Source organism: Bifidobacterium oedipodis, from assembly GCF_012932425.1.
GTDB lineage: Bacteria > Actinomycetota > Actinomycetes > Actinomycetales > Bifidobacteriaceae > Bifidobacterium > Bifidobacterium oedipodis.
This window is the reverse complement of record NZ_JAAIII010000006.1, coordinates 117391-136080: the sequence shown is the minus strand read 5'-3', so window position 1 is coordinate 136080 and position 18690 is coordinate 117391. Positions and strand designations below refer to the sequence as shown.

The window sequence follows — 18690 nt, the reverse complement described above, 5'->3', positions numbered from 1 at the left end:
ATGACGCCGAACGAATCGGGCGACTTCGGCGAGCAGTTCAACCCCGATGGCTCGATGGAACCGTTGAGCCCGCAGGAGGCCGACAACACCGACTACGGCCTGATGGCCGGCGAACGCATCCAGAAGAAGGATCTGCAGCAGGAAATGCGCGAATCCTATCTGGCATACGCCCTGTCGGTAATCGTCGAGCGCGCCCTGCCGGACGTGCGCGACGGCATGAAGCCGGTGCATCGCCGCGTGGTGTACGCGATGTACGACGGCGGCTACCGCCCCGACCGCGGCTACAACAAATGCTCGCGCGTGGTCGGCGACGTGATGGGTAAATACCACCCGCACGGCGACTCCGCCATCTACGACACCCTGGTGCGTATGGCCCAAAGCTGGTCGATGCGCTACCTGCTGGTCGACGGCCAGGGCAACTTCGGCTCCCCCGGCGACGATCCGGCCGCCGCCATGCGTTACACCGAATGCCGTATGGCCCCGCTGGCCATGGAAATGGTGCGCGACATCGACAAGGACACCGTCGACTTCGTGCCCAACTACGACGGCAAAACGCAGGAGCCGACCGTGCTGCCGGCCCGCTTCCCGAACCTTCTGGTCAACGGTTCCGCAGGCATCGCCGTGGGCATGGCCACCAACATCCCGCCGCATAACATGCGCGAGGTGGCCGAAGGCGTGCACTGGGCGCTTGATCACCCGGACGCCAGCCGCGAGGAACTGCTGGAGAACCTGATCCGCATCATCAAGGGGCCAGACTTCCCCACCGGCGCCACCATCCTGGGCCATAAGGGCATCGAACAGGCCTACCGCACCGGTCGCGGCTTGATCACCATGCGTGCTGTGGTCAACACTGAGGAAATCAAGGGCCGCATGTGCCTGGTGGTCACCGAGCTGCCCTACCAGGTCAACCCCGACCGCTTGGTTGTCTCGATTCGCGAGGCCGTGCGCGACGGCAAGATTCAGGGCATCGCCGACATGCGCGACGAAACCTCCGGCCGCACCGGCCAGCGCCTTGTGCTCGTGCTCAAGCGCGATGCCGTGCCGAAGGTGGTGCTGAACAACCTGTACAAGCATTCCGCGCTGCAGCAGACCTTCGGTGCCAATATGCTGGCACTGGTTGACGGTGTGCCGCGCACGCTGTCGCTGGACGCTTTCATCCGCCACTGGGTGAGCCACCAGATTGATGTGATCGCCCGCCGCACCGCATATCTGAAGCGCGAGGCCGAGGAACGCGACCATATTCTGCAGGGCCTGCTCAAGGCACTGGACGCCATCGAAGAGGTTATCCGCCTGATCCGCTCTAGCCAAGGGCGTGAGGATGCCCGCCCCAAGCTCATGGAATTCCTCGACATCGACCAGGTGCAGGCCGATGCGATTCTGTCGATGCAGCTGGTGCGACTGGCCAATATGGAAGCCCAGAAGATCATCGACGAGCACGAGGAACTGCAGCGCAAGATCGCCGACTACAACGACATCCTCGCCAAGCCCGAACGCCAGCGCAAGATTGTGGGCGACGAGCTTGACGAAATCGTCACCAAGTATGGCGACGAGCGTCGCACTCGAATCCTGCCGTTCTCCGGCGAAATGAACGTCGAGGACCTGATCGCCGAAGAGAACGTGGTGGTTACCGTTACCCACTCCGGCTTCATCAAGCGCACCAAGGCCGACGAATACCGCGCCCAGCATCGCGGCGGCAAGGGCATCAAGGGCACGCGCCTGCGCGAGGACGATGTGGTGGATCACTTCTTCCTGACCTCCACACACAACTGGCTGCTGTTCTTCACCAACAAGGGCCGCGTCTACCGCATCAAGGCCTACGAACTGCCCGAAGGATCGCGTGACTCCAAGGGCCAGCATGTGGCCAACCTGCTGCAGTTCGGCCCCGACGAGACGATCCAGACCGTGTTGTCTATCCCGAACTATGAGGTGGCCAAGTATCTGGTGCTCGCCACCCGTTCCGGCAAGGTCAAGAAGACGCCGCTGGCCGAATACGATTCGCCGCGCGCCGGCGGTCTGATCGCCGTGCGCCTGATGGCCGACGAGAACGGCGAGAATGCCGACGAGCTGATCGGTGCCGCACTGTGCAACGCCGAGGACGACATCATCCTGGTCTCCAAGCTCGGCATGAGCCTGAAGTTCCGCGCCGACGACGAGCAGCTGCGCCCCATGGGCCGTCAGACCGCCGGCGTGCAGGGCATGAAGTTCCGCGACGGCGACGAACTGCTGGATATGGACGTGGTCTGGGGCGACAGCGACAAGGATCTGTTCGTGGTCACCAACGAAGGCTTCGCCAAGCGTACGGCCATCAGCGAATACCGTCTGCAGGGACGTAACGGCTTCGGCGTCAAGGCCGTGCAGCTGGTCGAAGGCCGTGGCGCCCTGGTCGGCGCGCTGGTGGTCTCCGAAGACGATCAGGTGATGGCCATTATGAAGTCCGGCAAGGTGGTGCGCTCCGACGTGGCCGAAGTCAACCGCACCGGCCGCACCACGCAGGGCGTCACCTTCGCCAAGCCCGACAAGGGCGACGAAATCCTCTCCATCGCCCGTAACGAGGAGAAGGACGATCCCGAAAGCGACGACACCGAAACAACCGAATCCGCACAGACGGAAGCAGGTGCAGTATCCGGTGAATCCGCACCGGAGACCTCCGGCTCGGATGCGTCGCAATCTCAAGAGAATGTGAACAACCCAGACCAGGCGTGAGCCGAGTCGTGGAACACTGGTAGTCTCTGCTTCAAAGCAGAGGCTACCGATAAGCCCGTGAAGGAGCAACGATGAGCGAGAACCTCGAGGACAACGAGCCTGTGACGATCGAGCCCAATGTCGACGACAACGCACACGATGTGGTTGATCCGCTGATCGAGGAGAAGCCCGAGACAACGCACGCGCCGCGTGTGGCCCGTTCCGTATCCAGTGGTTCGGAAGAATCCGGCACCACGTCTGGTACCACCACCGTGCGCCCGGCCAAACGTCGCAGCATTCCCCGCGCCCGCCGCATGAGCCTGTCCCTGACCCGTGTGGATGCATGGTCCGTGGCCAAGGTGTCGTTCATGCTCTCCATCGCCGGCGCCATCATCCAGATTGTGGCCGCAACCCTGCTGTGGCTGCTGCTGGACGTGGTCGGCGTATTCGGACAGATCACCCAGATCGTCTCTTCCACCGGTCTGGACGCCGGCGGCTTCGATCTGACCAACGTGCTGTCCCTGACCACCGTGGTCTCCGCCGTAACCATCTTCTCCATTATCGAAGTGATACTGATTACCCTGCTGGCCACTATCGTCGCGCTGATCTACAACGTGGTCAGCTCGCTGGTGGGCGGCATCCACGTCACCCTCGGCGACGACTGATGCCCAGCATCTGATGCCGTAGCGCATCGCAAAAATTCCTCAACGGCCTCTGCCTTTCACGGCAGGGGCCGTTTTGTTATGCGTTTGCCTTCCGCAACCTAATCGTCCGTAATAATCGTCCGTAACCTGATCGTCATGCAAATGCAGTCGCCTGAAACATAAGTGCAACCAGACTGGTCGTTTGTTTTGCGACAGTGCCTTGTGTTATCCACCAGTGCCGGTGCGGCATCGATGGATGGCCGTGCCCGCTGAACCGTGAGGGAGGGACAGGCGTATGGGCATGTCGCGAATCAGAAGATTGGGAGCTGCGGCCTGCGTCGTCGTGGCGCTGCTGGCCACCAGTGGCTGTGGCTGGGGGCGCACCGTGGCCGACAAGGAGGCCTTGGACGCCTCCGACACAGGATCATCCGCGGCATCCAGCTGCGTGGACACGTCGGGCGATTCCATCAAAATCGGCTTCGTCAACTCCATGTCCGGCACGATGGCGATCTCCGAAATGACGGTGAACAAGTCGCTGCATATGGCCGTTGACGAAATCAACAGCAATGGCGGCGTGCTGGGCAAGAAGCTCGACGTGGTCGAAATGGATGGCAAGTCCGAGCCGGCAGTATTCGCCGAAAAAGCCCGCTCCCTGATTGAAAAGGAGTGTGTGGCCGCGGTATTCGGCGGCTGGACCTCATCTTCCCGCAAGGCCATGCTGCCGGTGTTCGAAGCGGACAATGCGCTGCTGTTCTATCCGTTGCAGTACGAGGGTATGGAATCCTCCCCGAATATCTTCTATACGGGCGCGGCGCCGAACCAGCAAATCGTGCCGGCCCTCGACTATCTCAAGGAACAGGGGCATAAGAAACTGTTCCTGGTCGGCTCTGACTATGTGTTCCCGCAAACCGCCAATCGCGTGGTCAAAGCCTACGCCGAGGGCAACGGCATGGAGGTCGTCGGCGAGGAATACACGCCGATGGGCTCCACCGACTTCACCACCATCGTTAACAAGCTCAAGTTCTCCGGCGCGGATGCGGTGGTCAACACCCTGAACGGCGATTCCAACGTCGCATTCTTCAAGGAATACAAGGCCTCAGGTTTGACCGCCGACCAAGTGCCGGTGATCTCCATGTCTATTGCTGAGGAAGAAGTCGCCGCCATCGGCGTGGACAACGTGCTCGGCCAGCTCACCGCCTGGAACTACTACCAGACGCTCGACAGCGCGGAAAACAAGAAATTCGTCAAGGACTTCAAAGCCAAGTACGGCGCCAACAAACCCACCTCCGATCCGATGGAATCGGCCTACACCTCCGTCTACCTGTGGAAGGGCATGGTGGAGAAGGCCAAAAGCTTCGACGTGGATAAGGTCAAGGCTGCGGCCGACGGCGTCACCTTCGACGCCCCGGAAGGCACGGTCAAGGTGGACGGCGAGAACCACCACATCTACAAAACCTCATACATCGGCAAAATCGGCGAGGATTCGCTGATTCACACCGTCTGGCAGTCCGATGGCCCCATCGCGCCGGATCCGTACCTCAAAACCTACGACTGGGCCGCCTCGCTGAGCGCCAGCGTGAACAAGTAAGAACAGGAAGAAGGGTTTGACATGGGTATGATCTTCCCCCAAATCGTCGCCGGCCTGTCCAACGGTTCGATTCTGCTGTTGGCCGCGCTCGGCTTGTCACTGACGTTCGGCCAGATGGGCGTGATCAACAACGCCCACGGTGAATTCATGATGGCCGGCGCCTACACGGCCTACGTGATGAGCTCCATCATCGGCTCCAAAACCGTGGCCTTGGCCGTGGCATTGGTGGTCGGTTTCATCGTCGCCGGCCTGCTGGGCCTGCTGCTTGACGTGACATTGCTCGAACGCATGCGCACACGTCCGCTGGACACGCTGCTGGTCACCTTTGGCGTCTCATTGGTCTTGCAACAGCTCGCACGCGACATCTTCGGCTCCTCCGGCGTATACGCTCAGGCACCGGCGGCGCTCACCCAGCCGGTCACACTGTTCGGCTACAGCTTCTCCGCCGCGCGACTGTTCATCTTCCTGCTGTCGATTGTGTGCGTGGCCGCGCTGTATGCGGTGCTGAAATTCACGCCGCTCGGCCGTCAGATTCGCGCCACCGGCGAGAACCGTGATCTGGCCGAAGTCTCCGGCATCTCCACCAAAACCGTTGATCATGTGACGTTCTTCTTGGGCTCCGGCCTGGCCGGTGTGGCCGGTGTGGCGCTCAGCCTGCTCAACTCGATCAGCTACAACTTCGGCACCACGTTCATCGTGCAAGCCTTCCTTGTAGTGGTGGCCGGCGGCGTCGGACAGCTTAAGGGCGCGGTAATCGCCTCCTTCGTGCTGGGCCTCGCTCAGTCGTGGATCGAATTGCCTACTTCGGCATCGGTCGGTCAGGTTGCGGTGTTCCTGATCGTCGTGCTGTTCCTCCAGTTCCGCCCGCAGGGACTGGTTTCCATCCGCTCCAGGAACCTGGCGTAAGGGAGGCCTGCAATGAATAATCTCAATCTCAGCGAACTGTACGCCAAGCACAAGGTCTGGTTTGCGGTGGTCATCGCCGTGGCACTGATTTTCCTCGCGCCGGCTGTCTTAAGCTCCTACAACCTTGGTCTGCTGGCCAAATACCTGTGCTATGCGATGGTGGCCGTGGGTATCGGCCTGGCCTGGGGCCAAGGCGGCATGCTCACCCTCGGCCAGGGCCTGTTCTTCGGACTTGGTGCCTACGTGATGGCCATCCATATGAAACTCTCCGACATCGGTGCAGGCCAGGTGCCCGACTTCATGGCGCAGTACGGCATCGATCAGGTGCCCGGTTTCTGGGAACTGTTCCGCAACCCGGTGATGGCGGTAATCGGCATCGTCGCAGTGCCCGGCATCATCGCCGCGGTGCTCGGCCTGCTGGTGTTCGGCCGTGGCGTGCGCGGCGCATATTTCGCCATCCTCTCGCAGGCACTGGTGGCAGCCTTCGCCGTGCTGCTGATCGGACAATCCAAAACTACCGGCGGCACCAACGGCCTGAGCGATTTCAAGGGCTTCTTCGGCTACGATCTGACCGACCCGGCCAACAAGCAGATGATCTACTACATCTGCGCGTTCTGCGTGCTCGTGATGATGCTGCTGACCTATTGGATTCGTCACTCCTTCATGGGCGAGCTGGTGATCGGCGTGCGCGATCAGGAGAACCGCATGAAGTTCCTCGGCTACAATCCTGCCTCGATCAAGGTGTTCGTCTTCTCACTGGCCGCGATGTTCGCCGGCGTGGGCGGTGCCATGTTCGTGCCGGTTGTCGGCATCATCTCCCCTTCCGATATCGGCGTGACACCCTCCATCCTGATGCTGGCCGGCGTGGTAATCGGCGGACGCACCACCCTGCTGGGGCCGGTTGTCGGCACGCTAATCGTGCGTTTTGCTGAAACCCAGCTTTCCGAGGCGTATCCGAGCGCATGGACCTATATCGAAGGCGCGATGTTCATCCTGGTGATCGCCTTCGTGCCCATGGGCTTGGGACAGTTCAAAGGCGTGTGGCCGTGGCTGAAAGACAGGATCGGCATCGGCAAGTCGGGTGTCGGTGCGGGCGCGGCTAGTGCCGTTCCTACGTCGGCGAAGGCGGTGAAGGCATGAGTGACAATCGTCAGGAGCATACGATGAGCGAAACCGAACTGGAACAGTTGCGCCGTGACATGCAGCAGATGCGTGACGAAGCCAAACAGATGCGCGACGAAGCCGCGCGGATGAAGGCGGAAATCGCCGAGGAACGCGAACGTCTGGCCACACAACTGGCCGCATTGGACGATCGTGGCGGGCAATGGAACGACTATCTGGAAATCCGCGGGCTGCACGTGCAATTCGACGGATTCGTAGCCGTCAAAAACCTTGATCTGACCGTGATGCACGGCGACCTGCGCTTCCTGATCGGCCCCAACGGCGCCGGCAAAACCACCATCATCGATGCGATCACCGGCCTGGTGCCAGCCACAGGATCGGCCACCTTCCGCGGCGAACAGCTGCTGGGCAAAAAGCCGAACGACATCGTCAAACTGGGCGTCGGACGCACCTTCCAGACGGCCTCCGTGGTCGAGGAATTGAGCGTGCTGCAGAACCTGCAGATCGCCGAAGGCTTCCGCAAAAAGGGGCGCGAACTGTTCGCCAAGCCTACGGGTGCCTCCCAGAATGTGGAATACATGATGGAAGTGTGCAACCTCAAGGACGATGCGAACAAGCTCGCCGGCACCCTGCCACACGGCAAGAAGCAATGGCTGGAAATCGGCATGCTGCTGGTGCAGGACGCGCACCTGCTACTGCTCGACGAGCCGGTCGCCGGCATGACACCGGCCGAACGCGAAGCCACCGGCGAACTGCTGAAACGCTGCTCGCGCAACCGCACGGTCATCATCGTCGAACACGACATGGATTTCATGCGCCAGTTCGCCGATTCCGTAACCGTGCTCAACCAAGGCGAGATACTGGCCGAAGGATCGGTTGAGGACATCCAGAACAACGAAGAGGTAGTGCGCATCTACCTGGGAGGTGAACAGCAATGACGGACGCGAATCAGCCGATGCTGTCGGTGCAGGGACTGAGCACGGGCTATGGCAAAGTGACGGTGATTAACGACATCTCATTCGCCGTTGACCCTGGGCAATGGGTGAGCATCGTAGGCAACAACGGTGCCGGCAAAACCACACTGCTCAAGGCCGTGCTCGGCCTGCTGCCGGTTTCGAGCGGCAAGCTTGTGTTTGATGGCAACGACATGACCAAAGCCGCGCCGAATCAGCGTATCCGCGCCGGCATGGCGTTCGTGCCGCAGGGCCAGCAGTCGTTCGGCACCATGACCGTGGATGAGAACCTGCATGTGGTGGCCGACCGCTTCGGCGTCGAATCCGCCGAACGCTACGAGGAGGCCGTCGAAGCTTTCCCGGTGTTGAAGGAATTCCGTGATCGCCGCGCTGGTCTGCTTTCCGGTGGCCAACGTCAGCAGCTGGCCATCGCACGCGCCCTGATCACGCGCCCGAAGCTCATGATTCTGGACGAGCCGACCGAAGGTATTCAGCCGAATATTGTGGCCGATATCCAGTGTTCGATTCGTTCGATGTCTGAAGACAAGGGCATCGGCGTGATTCTGGTCGAGCAGAAGGTGCAGTTCGCCGTCGAACGCGCGGACCGCTACTATGTGCTCGCCGCCGGACGGTTCATCGCCGCCGGTGACGGTGGTCCGGCGGCCGTGGCCGAAGCCAAGGAATCCATGAGAGTGTAGGCGGAACAGTGAGGCGAGCGGACATTCGCCATCAGCGGATGTTCGCTCACTTTGTATTCGATTTGGTTGTTATCAAAGCAAAGAAGGCTCAGCAATTCGGATTGATTGTCTCGAATGAGATTTGGAGAGGGCCCACGAGACGTTTGCTTCTCCCTGATATATTTGAAGAGAGTTGAGGTGCATGCCTGTATTGGGATGGAGTGTGGCGTGAGAAGTATAGAGCTGTTTGCAGGCGGCGGCGGCTTGTTGTTGGGATCCGCATTAGCAGGTTTCTCTCATGATGCCGCTATTGAGTGGGAGCGAAACTCCTGTGATACGTTGCGGTTGAATCAGGGTCGCGACTATCCGTTGTTACGCGGTACCTCAATTATCGAAGGCGATGTGCGCACAGTGGATTGGTCGCAATTTGGAGATGATCTGGATCTGCTGGCCGGTGGGCCTCCATGCCAGCCATTTAGTCTGGGCGGCTTGGCTCGTGCGGCGCTAGATCCTAGGGATATGTTTCCCGCCATGACTCATGCTCTGGCTGAGCTGCGTCCCCGGGCATTCATCGTCGAGAATGTCAAGGGGCTATTGCGCTCATCATTCGCTGATTATTATGCGTACATTCTATTGAGGCTGCAGCACCCGTTGTTGACCGCGAACGAGGGAGAAAGCTGGAAGGACCATCTCACTCGATTGTCTAGGGAACACACCAATGGTGTGCACGATGAACTTCGATATGAGGTTGTGCCGACTCTGGTGGATGCTGCCGACTATGGTGTGCCGCAGCATCGTCATCGGGTCATTATGGTCGGTTTCCGTTCGGATGTTAATGCGCAATGGGCTTTCCCTGAACCCACTCATTCAGGGGCGGCTCTTGCCGCTGCGCAGCAGACGGATGATTATTGGGATGTTCGTCAGGTCTCTCGGCGGCAGAGGCATCCATTGTCATGTCGTCAGGGGAATCCCGGCTTGAAGCCTTGGTGTACGGTGCGTGATGCGCTGGAGGGACTGCCGGCTCCGAAGGATGCGGAAAATGCGGTTTGGCCCAATCATATTGCCCAACATGGGGCAAAAATGTATCCAGGACACACCGGTTCGGTTTTGGATGAGCCATCGAAGGCTATCAAGGCTGGAGTGCATGGCGTGCCCGGCGGAGAGAACATGATTCGGTACCCGGACGGTCGAGTCCGGTATTTCAGCACTCGTGAGGCCGCTCGTATTCAGACTTTTCCCGACGCGTATTGTTTCTCGGGGGCATGGGGAGAAACCATGCGGCAGATCGGCAATGCCGTGCCAGTTCGTTTAGCGCAGGTCGTTGCTTCGTCAGTGGCTATTGCGCTGCGACAAGACGAGATTTCTCATTCCATGGATGAGGATTTGTTTGCGTTGACCCATTCGACAACGAATATAGTGGAGGTGAATGCGCATGCAGCAGCCTGATTTGTTTAATCCTTTGGCATACGAATCAATTTCAGCTTCGATATCAGATGCTTTGATGAGATCGGAGAATGTGCCATTGGCCGAGCTTGAATCATTCGACGGGCCGGGTGTGTATGTGCTGTTTTATGAGGGGGATTTTCAGCCCTATCGATTACTGGGCGATCAGAACAGGCGTAAGGCAGGATCATGGCCGATTTATATCGGCAAGGCTGCTCCCTCGACACGTAAAGGCAAGGATATTGCTCCTGATGATTTTTCCGGCAAGGAGCTTTATACAAGGTTGAAGGATCATTGCAAGTCGATTCGGCAGGCGACGAATCTGGACATTGCTGATTTTTCGGTAAAAATGCTTATTCTGTCCTATATCTGGGTGCCGATGGCGGAAACTGCCATGATCACCATGTACCAGCCGTTGTGGAATACGCTGATTGACGGTTTCGGGAATCATGATCCTGGGAGTGGACGCGCTAACGGTAGACGATCTCGGTGGGATACTTTGCATCCAGGGCGTCCTTGGGCCTCCAAATATCCAGCGAGAGAAGAAAAGCCCGAGCTGGTTGTCCAAGAGGCGGTTCAGCATTTGAAGATGAGTATTGGCGGTGGAATTGGCTACGTGGTCTTGTAAAGCAAGGAAGTTTTTCGATTGTTTTTCACAGACTGCGTGTGAAGGTACGTTACTGTATCGTTGACATCCGAATCCGTCGATCTGCGTTATCAGGCTGTGCATTGGTCGGCAACGATTTTCTGAGACTGACGGGACGAATTGTGTGCGATTGTAAGCATCTCGTGCCCCGTAGACGGTTGATTTCTACGCAATTGTAACCTGTGTATTTCCTCCGGTCATCTTGTCGAAAAACAGTGATGCAACAATACTCGCTGGAACGACAATCGTGGCAATAACCATGACCACATGGTGCAGGCCATGTTGCATCAATTGGCGGAATGAAGGGAATTGCATGAGACTGACGCCGAGGGAAACCGACAAACTGCTCCTGCACTTGGCAGGAGAGCTCGCCAAGGAGCGGCGGGCACGCGGAGTAAAGCTCAATTATCCGGAAACGGTGGCGCTGATCAGTTCCGAAGTGATGGAACGGGCGCGCGAAGGCCATACGGTGGCCGAACTCATGGCCTACGGGCGCACCATCGTAAGCGCGGACGACGTGATGGACGGCGTGGCCGAAATGATTCACGAGGTCGAGGTTGAAGCCACCTTCCCCGACGGCACCAAACTCGTATCCATCCATGATCCGGTGGAAACCACCGAAACGCTTGTGCCCGGCGAATACATGCCGGCCGATGGCGATCTGGTGCTCAATCCTGGCACTGAAGCCATCGAAATCGACGTGACCAACACCGCCGACCGTCCGATTCAGGTCGGATCCCACTATCACTTCTTCGAAGCGAACAAATACCTGCGCTTCGACCGCAAAGCCGCGTGGGGTAAACACTTGGACATCGCCGCCGGCACTGCCGTGCGCTTCGAGCCGGGCGAATCGCATCGCGTGCAGCTGATTGACTTTGGCGGCACTCGTGAGGCACATGGCTTCGCACAGTTGGTCGAAGGGAAGCTGGACGATTCTGCGGTGCGCGAGGCGGCGTTCCAGGCCGCGCGCGAACGGGGATTTTTGGGCATGGATGACGAGGACTCGGCGCATAACGGGGAGGACGCACGATGAAGACGATTTCCAGACGTGACTATGCAGGCATGTTCGGTCCCACCACGGGCGATCGCGTGCGCTTGGGCGACACCAGCCTGATTATCGAAGTGGAACGTGACTGCACTCGCTACGGTGACGAACTGAAGTTCGGTGGTGGCAAATCCTTCCGCGACGGCATGGGACAATCCTCGGTGCAGTCCGACGCCGAATCACCCGATACTGTGATCACCAACGCGCTGATCGTGGACTACACCGGCATCTACAAAGCCGATATCGGCATCAAAGACGGCAAAATCTCCGCCATCGGCAAAGCCGGTAACCCCCAGACCATGGACGGCGTGACGCAGGGATTGGCGGTGGGATCCGGCACCGAGGCACTGGCCGGCGAAGGCCTGATCGTCACAGCCGGCGGCTTGGACACCCATATCCACTTCATCGCCCCACAGCAGATTCGCACTGCGCTGGCCGGCGGCACCACCACCATGGTGGGCGGCGGCACCGGCCCTGCGGACGGTACCAACGCCACCACCTGCACACCGGGTGCCTTCCATATGGCCCGCATGATCGAGGCGGCCGAAGCATTGCCGGTGAATATCGCGTACTTGGGCAAAGGCAACGACTCCTCCCCCGAACCATTGCGCGAACAGGTGCGTGCGGGTGCGGCCGGCCTGAAAATCCACGAGGATTGGGGTGCCACACCGGCCGTAATCGACACAGCCTTGTCTGTTGCGGACGAAATGGATGTGCAGGTGGCGATCCACACGGACACCCTGAATGAGGGCGGCTGTGTGGAAGACACCATCGCCGCGCTTAAGGGGCGCACCATCCACACCTACCACACCGAGGGCGCGGGCGGTGGCCACGCGCCGGATATCATTCGAGCGGCCGGATTCCCGAACGTACTGCCTTCGTCCACGAATCCGACAATGCCGTTCACGCGCAACACCATCGACGAACATTTGGACATGATGATGGTCACGCACCATCTCGACCGCAATGTGCCCGAAGATATCGCCTTCGCCGATTCACGCATCCGCCCCGAAACCATCGCCGCAGAGGATGTGCTGCATGATATGGGCATCATTTCGATGATGAGCTCCGACTCCCAGGCCATGGGACGTGTGGGCGAGGTCATCACGCGCACCTGGCAGACCGCCGACAAGATGAAGAAACAGCGCGGTCCGCTGCCGGAGGACGAGCACGACGGCAACCGCAACGATAACTTCCGTGTGAAGCGGTACGTGTCGAAATATACGATCAACCCGGCACTCACGCACGGCATCGCGGATTATGTGGGCTCGATTGAAGTCGGCAAAATGGCTGATCTGGTGCTCTGGCAGCCGGCGATGTTCGGCGCGAAACCGGAAATGGTGATCAAGGGCGGTTCGATCGCTTATTCGCGTATGGGTGATGCCAATGCTTCGATCCCGACCCCGGAGCCGGTGATCTATCGCGATATGTTCGGCGCATTGGGTCGGGCGCTTGGCTCCTCGTGCGCCACGTTCGTCTCCCAGGCTGCCTTCGACGATGACATCAAGGGGCGGTTGGGGCTTGCGCGTCAGGTGCTGCCTGTACACGGCTGCCGCACGATCGGCAAGAAGGATCTGAAGTTCAACGATCGGATGGGTGACATTCAGGTCAATCCCGAAACCTTCACCGTAACCGTGGACGGCGAAGTCGTCACCTGCGAGCCCGCCAGCGAACTCCCCCTCGCACAACGCTACTTCCTGTTCTAAGCAGCGAACTGTTGTAACCTTCCCCATCATCCCGTTAAATGCGAAAAAATGTATTCTGACACATTTTTAAGTACGAAAAAATGTCAGAAAATACATTTTTTCGCATTTATCAATCGTGATTGGTGAGTAGGGCGGTGAGTTTGGTGATGAAGTCGTAGGCGTCGTCGCCGCGTTTGGTGAGGATACGGACGACGATGCCGTTCATGGCGCGGGTGGCACCGAATTCGCCGGGGAAGTTGGATTCTTCGGCGAATTGGCGGATGCGGGCGATGATGGCTTCCTCGGCGGATCTACGTGCGTTGGTGTTGCCTCCGACGGTTCGTGCTGAGGCTGCACTTGCACTATGTTCACTGCTGGTTCCGTTGCTTATGCCGTCATCGTTTCCACCGGTATGGTCCGCTGGATGCTCCGGCAGGTGGATGTACATCAGACCGCAATGGGTGTAGCCACGCCACATGGCCATATGGGTGTAGTCGTAGCGTGAGGGGTCCAGCAGCGTGTGATCGGCAAAGGCGAGATGGCTGATGGGCTCTTCGGGATGCTTGCGTGGTCTGCCACGGCGATGATGGTCAGTTTCGTCGGCCTGTTCGTCCACATAGACGCGCAGCGAGCTTTCGAAGCGTCGCATTAGCCACTGTTCGCCCATGCCGGCGCGGCCATTGGTGACCACGTCGGCATACACGAACGTTGATTCGGGGCTGATATGAGCGGTGGTGGCGGTGGAAAACGCACTGTTGCGAAACGGAATCACAGGAAACGGCAAGAACACGGCCTTGGCGTCGCCCTGCACCGTCAGATCGATGGTGCGTGAGGCAGAACCGTCCTTGGTGTCCAGCACCTTTTCGTAGCTTTGCGTGCTGATGGTGGAATCGGTGCCGGGAGCGAAGGTGATGTTCATCCGCGCGGTGTCGCCGGCCAGGAATCCCGGCCCCACGAAGGAAATCATGTATTCCGCATGCCGGCCGTTGACGAACGGATGCATCAGCTTGAACGGTGCGCTGAAATAGATGTCGTCGATTTTCGTACGGCCATGGCGGAACGCGGTGGTGAGGCGGAATTCGCTGTGCATGGGAAAGCCTTTGCCTACATACCTTCGAAGAGGACGGACTTTTTGATCCATGCGATGACGTCGTCCACACCCTTGTCGTTCATGAGATCGGTGAAGATATACGGCCGTCCGTTGCGCATTTTTTCGCTGTCGCGGGCCATCACGCCCAGATCGGCGTGAACCAGGTCGGCGATATCCGTTTTGTTGATAACCAGCAGATCGGAACGGGTAACGCCGGGGCCGCCCTTGCGCGGAATCTTGTCGCCCTCGTCGGTGGCGATTACGTAAATCGTCGCGTCGGCCAGATCCGGGCTGAACGTGGCGGACAGGTTATCGCCGCCGGATTCCACGAAAATGATGTCCACATCCGGGTGGGCTTCGGCCATCGCCTCGCACGCCTCCAGATTCATCGAGCAATCCTCGCGGATGGCGGTGTGCGGGCAGCCGCCGGTTTCCACGCCGACGATGCGGTCTTCGGGAAGGCGCGAGTTGGCGATAAGGAATTCCGCATCTTCCTTGGTATAGATATCGTTGGTGACGACGCAGATCGAATACTCGTCGGCCATTTTGCGGGTCAGGCGTTCGATCAGTGCGGTTTTGCCGGAGCCGACCGGGCCGGCGACGCCGATGCGTACATAAGACATGATGTTTCCTTTCTGATGATGAATGGGGTTTGTTGCGGGATAAGATTCTTCGACTCCGGCCTTCGGCCTTCGCTCAGAATGACGGTTGGGTCTTTGCTTGGGAAGGTGGGTGGGGAGTTCGTTAGTCAGCTCATATACAGCCTTGAATACAGGGTTTCGTGCTGCATGGCGGCGATGTCGAGGTAGGCACCGGAGATGCCGAGATCATCCGGTTTGAGCGTGAACGCGAGATCGACGGCGGCCACCATATCGGGGAAACTGTTGCGCACCGCAATCTGACCGGCATATTGGCTGACCGGCACGGCTTTGACCGCACATACTGTCAACGCGCTGATCAGCGAATAGCAGTAGGTGATCGCCGCCTCGCGCAGACTTGGCGCTTTGTCAGCGGCGAACAATCCCATGGCGATGGCGTGCATCCCAAAAGCTTGATTGGCGTCGATCAGTTCCTTATAGGCGTCGAGGTGCGGGACGGTGCGATTGGCTGATTTGATGGGGGTTGGCGTGCACGGCGCAATCGGCATGGTTGCTGTGCTGGTTGCGGTCGAACCGGTCGACGGTTTGGCCGGAGTGGAGCCAGCGGCCATATGCCCGGCCAAATGGCGCGAATCTGCCGGCTGCAGCGGATGCTCTTCCATCTGATCGACGAGTTTGATGAACCGCATGCACATCTTGTTCTGCCCCTCGCGGATTTCGCGTGGTGCGGTCAGGGCTGCGCACAGTTCATCGAGTTCGGCAAGTTTGCGCGCAAAACCATCAGCGCTCAGTCGCTTATCCGACGCGAGCCGACCAGCGAGCACCATATAACCGATTTCCTTGTAGGCGGCGACCTCCAGATAGTTCTCCACATACCGCGCGAAATCCTCATTGGAACGGATAATGTCGCGCTGCACGAAGGTTTCCATGCCATTCGACAATGCAAACGCTCCGACGGGAAACACACTGTCGCACACCTGCAGGTAGTTGAGGCGTTGCAGTTCGGTGACATCATCTGAGGAAAACATGCTGGCCATAGGCTGATCGATTCCGGTTGATCCGTTGCAGGGTGGCTGGCAGATCAGTGCTGATGCCAGGTGTGCCCGCCATCGTGGGAGTGCATGCCGTCAGCACGATGCAGCACGCCGTTAATCTCGTAGGTGCCATCGGCGGATTCCTCCGAGGCATCAGGGAGGTCATGGTTGTGGCCGTCATGGCTGTCATGATGATGGCCGTGCCCCACTTCATGATGATGCACGTGCGGCTGAACTGGTGCGCTCTCCTCCTCAGCCTCTTCTTCCAAGTCGCCGGTGGTTTTGCCGGTGCCGGGAACGATGGTGCCGGAGCCGGCGTGGGCCTTGACGATCAGGAATCCATCGAATCCGCCTTCGATAATGTGAGGTTCGAAGCCGATTTTCTTCGTGTATTCCATAGTGGGATGATCGTAAGGCACCAGCACGCGATGCTCCTCGACCTTCAGCGAAAGATGTCGGTTGCCCAGCTCGAAGCACAACCGGCCCATCTCCTTCATGGTCGATACCGGAATTTCAATAAGCTGCGCGGTTTTCATACGCGCGTAATAACGCTTGTCATCGGTTTCGGCCAGCACATCGCCATCCTGAATGGTCTGGCCCACCATCACACCAAGTTCAGTGCCATCCTCGGCCACTTTATGCATGCGTTTCTTGGATGCTTCGAACCATTCGAAATCAACCGGCACATTCAGTTTGCCGTCCGCAACCGGTGCGGAAATAATATTGCCGGAAATTGTTGTGGCGATCATAACCTTACTGCCGCCTTTCTTGTACGGTGTCTGACTGGACTGGGACACACGATACGAAGAAAAAGCACGAATAATGTAACGTCGATCATGCCGCTGCGCAGCGTGTATCACCGTGCGGTATCGTGCAGCGATATATCAATCGGATGCTCCAAACACATAGAAATCCGCGCAACAGCACGGTTTACGGTGCTCATCGCGCGACGCAATAGCGAATGCACGGTGTTTCGACTCTGTTACGCCACGTTATGGCGACGACATAATCGCGCGTGACCATATTTCTGGCAAGTTGGGCCTGGGGCCGATTCCGCAGCCGATGGACATTTATTCTCGTTCATCCATCATGGAATTCGGTGCCGCTGAGAAAGGAAGCCGAATATGGCATGTTTTATTGTTCCTACCGCTGAGGCCGTCGCGGTGGCTGTGGTGCGCAAACTGGTGGTCAAGAAGGAACTGGAAAGCGGCAAGGCCAAAGAAGTGGACGGTGCGATTGTGGCTGCCGAGCCTGGCGCCATTCTGCTCAGCCGCAAAATCATGTGGCTGCTCAACCTGCTGCTCGGTGGTGCCATCCTGCTTGCTGTGGAACACATCTGGCACGGTGAGGTGGTGCCGTGGCCGCCGTTCCTCACGGCAATGCGATCCGCGGCAGACACTCGCGCAATGCTGTTCGAAATGGCTACCACGGGCGTGGGCATGGCCGTGCTGGTCACTGCCGTATGGTTCGTGGCCACGCTGGTTGCCGACCGTCTGGTGGCCCGTTCCGTGGCTTCTGTCGCACTGAACGACTGAGTGTGGACTGAGCCGCAGAAACTGAGGGTGAAAGGCTGAATCGATGACTTTGGTAATCACTGCTTTTGCTGCTGTTGCCGCCACTGTGGCGTGGTATGCGACGGCACCTCGCAATCAGTATCGTTTGTCTGTGCTGGCGCTGATGTACTGGGGCGCGGTGCTGATGTGGACGGTGGACGGCATCGTCGAAGTGATCGGCGGTGGTGCGTTCATCGATGTCTCTGATCCGGCCGTTGTGTTCGATGATGCCATGCTGGGAATGGTGGTTGTGCTGACCGGATTGATCGTATGGGTTGTCACACTGCTGATCAAAGATCCGAAGCATGTGTTCAAGCACCTGTTTGCGGCATGAATTCGCAGCCAATGCATTAATACGTTAGTTAACGGCCTCTGCTGATACGGCGGGGGCCGTTTTTGCGAACTTGCGTTTGTCTGGAATCGGACTATAGTGGTCATTTGTCTGAAATCAGACGAATGTGCCGATGGATGATGACGGGAGGTGAGCCGTGGCAGACGATTCCGCAGTGTTGCTGGAACGGTTGAATCGCAAATGGAAGGAATGCGACCGCATTTACCATGAGGTTGCCCGGCGCTCCGGACTGTCCGACTGTGCCTTCTGGATCATGTATGGCCTGGTGTGCGCCGACGGACCGTTGCCGCAGAAGAATATGTCGCAGGCCTGGCAGTACAGCAAGCAGACCGTGGCCTCCGCCCTGCAACAGCTGGAGCGGCAGGGGCTTATCGTCGTGCGATTGGCCGAAGGCAGCAGGCGAGACAAGGTCATCGAACTGACGGAAACGGGCGATGCGTTCTGTGACCGTCATGTTCGTCCCGTCCTTCAGTCGGAGCGCCAGGCCCTGCAATCGATGGGTGCCGAACGCGCCGAAGCGCTGATCGAAACGATGGGTCACTACCTGCAACTGCTCAGCCAAGTGATTGACGAACGACGCGGCTGAAGCGTATCAACCTGCGCATGGTGTGGCACTCCCCCATGCTGATGCAATCCGATGCTGCAGGTACCCACTGACCTGACCGATACGG

The 18690-nt window shown here is 58.8% G+C and carries 18 protein-coding genes; 14 read left to right on the top strand and 4 right to left on the bottom strand.

All coding sequences use genetic code 11. The features are described 5' to 3' along the window. The 11 genes from gyrA (at position 1) to ureC (ending at position 13412) form a co-directional block, all read left to right on the top strand. Positions 1-2703 (top strand): DNA gyrase subunit A, encoded by a 2703-nt coding sequence (gyrA, locus tag G1C95_RS10035; protein ID WP_169172878.1) that lies wholly within the window; start codon positions 1-3, stop codon positions 2701-2703. Positions 2704-2774: 71 nt separating this feature from the next. Continuing rightward, positions 2775-3347 (top strand): DUF3566 domain-containing protein, encoded by a 573-nt coding sequence (locus G1C95_RS10030; RefSeq protein WP_169172804.1) that lies wholly within the window; start codon positions 2775-2777, stop codon positions 3345-3347. A gap of 274 nt (positions 3348-3621) precedes the next feature. Continuing rightward, positions 3622-4914, top strand: coding sequence for an urea ABC transporter substrate-binding protein (urtA, locus tag G1C95_RS10025; protein WP_205832807.1), 1293 nt, complete (start codon positions 3622-3624; stop codon positions 4912-4914). A 21-nt stretch (positions 4915-4935) separates the two neighbouring features. Next, the gene (gene urtB / locus G1C95_RS10020) at positions 4936-5820 is read left to right on the top strand and encodes an urea ABC transporter permease subunit UrtB (RefSeq protein WP_169172803.1); all 885 of its coding nucleotides are present in this window, start codon (positions 4936-4938) and stop codon (positions 5818-5820) included. Positions 5821-5832: 12 nt separating this feature from the next. Next, positions 5833-6960 carry an urea ABC transporter permease subunit UrtC gene (gene urtC / locus G1C95_RS10015; protein ID WP_169172802.1) on the top strand — a complete coding sequence of 376 codons (1128 nt, stop codon included), beginning with the start codon at positions 5833-5835 and terminating at the stop codon, positions 6958-6960. Continuing rightward, positions 6957-7880, top strand: a complete 924-nt coding sequence (gene urtD, locus G1C95_RS10010; protein ID WP_240947531.1) for an urea ABC transporter ATP-binding protein UrtD — start codon at positions 6957-6959, stop codon at positions 7878-7880. Before urtC ends, urtD begins: the two co-directional genes overlap by 4 nt. Then, the gene (locus G1C95_RS10005; protein ID WP_240947530.1) at positions 7877-8593 is read left to right on the top strand and encodes an ATP-binding cassette domain-containing protein; all 717 of its coding nucleotides are present in this window, start codon (positions 7877-7879) and stop codon (positions 8591-8593) included. Before urtD ends, G1C95_RS10005 begins: the two co-directional genes overlap by 4 nt. 207 nt (positions 8594-8800) lie before the next feature. Next, entirely contained in the window at positions 8801-10018 is a 1218-nt protein-coding gene (locus tag G1C95_RS10000; RefSeq protein ID WP_205832806.1) for a DNA cytosine methyltransferase, read from the top strand. Then, complete coding sequence (locus tag G1C95_RS09995; RefSeq protein ID WP_169172801.1) at positions 10005-10643, top strand: Eco29kI family restriction endonuclease; 639 nt, start codon at positions 10005-10007, stop codon at positions 10641-10643. Before G1C95_RS10000 ends, G1C95_RS09995 begins: the two co-directional genes overlap by 14 nt. A 331-nt stretch (positions 10644-10974) precedes the next feature. Further along, positions 10975-11694 carry an urease subunit gamma gene (ureA, locus tag G1C95_RS09990; RefSeq protein WP_169172800.1) on the top strand — a complete coding sequence of 240 codons (720 nt, stop codon included), beginning with the start codon at positions 10975-10977 and terminating at the stop codon, positions 11692-11694. Then, on the top strand, positions 11691-13412 hold the full coding sequence (gene ureC / locus G1C95_RS09985) for an urease subunit alpha (protein WP_169172799.1): 1722 nt from the start codon (positions 11691-11693) through the stop codon (positions 13410-13412). The genes ureA and ureC overlap by 4 nt, the downstream gene beginning before the upstream one ends. A 109-nt stretch (positions 13413-13521) precedes the next feature. Here ureC and G1C95_RS09980 read toward each other — a convergent pair whose 3' ends face one another. From G1C95_RS09980 to G1C95_RS09965, 4 genes are all read right to left on the bottom strand, one after another. Next, the gene (locus G1C95_RS09980; protein WP_169172798.1) at positions 13522-14481 is read right to left on the bottom strand and encodes an urease accessory protein UreD; all 960 of its coding nucleotides are present in this window, start codon (positions 14479-14481) and stop codon (positions 13522-13524) included. A gap of 14 nt (positions 14482-14495) precedes the next feature. Then, positions 14496-15104, bottom strand: a complete 609-nt coding sequence (gene ureG / locus G1C95_RS09975) for an urease accessory protein UreG (RefSeq protein WP_169172797.1) — start codon at positions 15102-15104, stop codon at positions 14496-14498. A gap of 125 nt (positions 15105-15229) precedes the next feature. Continuing rightward, positions 15230-16117 carry an urease accessory protein UreF gene (locus tag G1C95_RS09970; protein WP_169172796.1) on the bottom strand — a complete coding sequence of 296 codons (888 nt, stop codon included), beginning with the start codon at positions 16115-16117 and terminating at the stop codon, positions 15230-15232. Between the two features lie 44 nt (positions 16118-16161). Then, complete coding sequence (locus tag G1C95_RS09965) at positions 16162-16863, bottom strand: urease accessory protein UreE (protein WP_169172795.1); 702 nt, start codon at positions 16861-16863, stop codon at positions 16162-16164. A 375-nt stretch (positions 16864-17238) separates the two neighbouring features. On the opposite strand from G1C95_RS09965, the gene G1C95_RS09960 reads away from it, so the two are divergent. The 3 genes from G1C95_RS09960 (at position 17239) to G1C95_RS09950 (ending at position 18605) form a co-directional block, all read left to right on the top strand. Beyond that, positions 17239-17649, top strand: coding sequence for a hypothetical protein (locus G1C95_RS09960; protein ID WP_169172794.1), 411 nt, complete (start codon positions 17239-17241; stop codon positions 17647-17649). A gap of 43 nt (positions 17650-17692) precedes the next feature. Continuing rightward, positions 17693-18001 carry a hypothetical protein gene (locus G1C95_RS09955; protein WP_169172793.1) on the top strand — a complete coding sequence of 103 codons (309 nt, stop codon included), beginning with the start codon at positions 17693-17695 and terminating at the stop codon, positions 17999-18001. 154 nt (positions 18002-18155) lie between these two features. Then, complete coding sequence (locus tag G1C95_RS09950; RefSeq protein WP_169172792.1) at positions 18156-18605, top strand: MarR family winged helix-turn-helix transcriptional regulator; 450 nt, start codon at positions 18156-18158, stop codon at positions 18603-18605. The last annotated feature ends 85 nt before the right edge of the window (positions 18606-18690 follow it).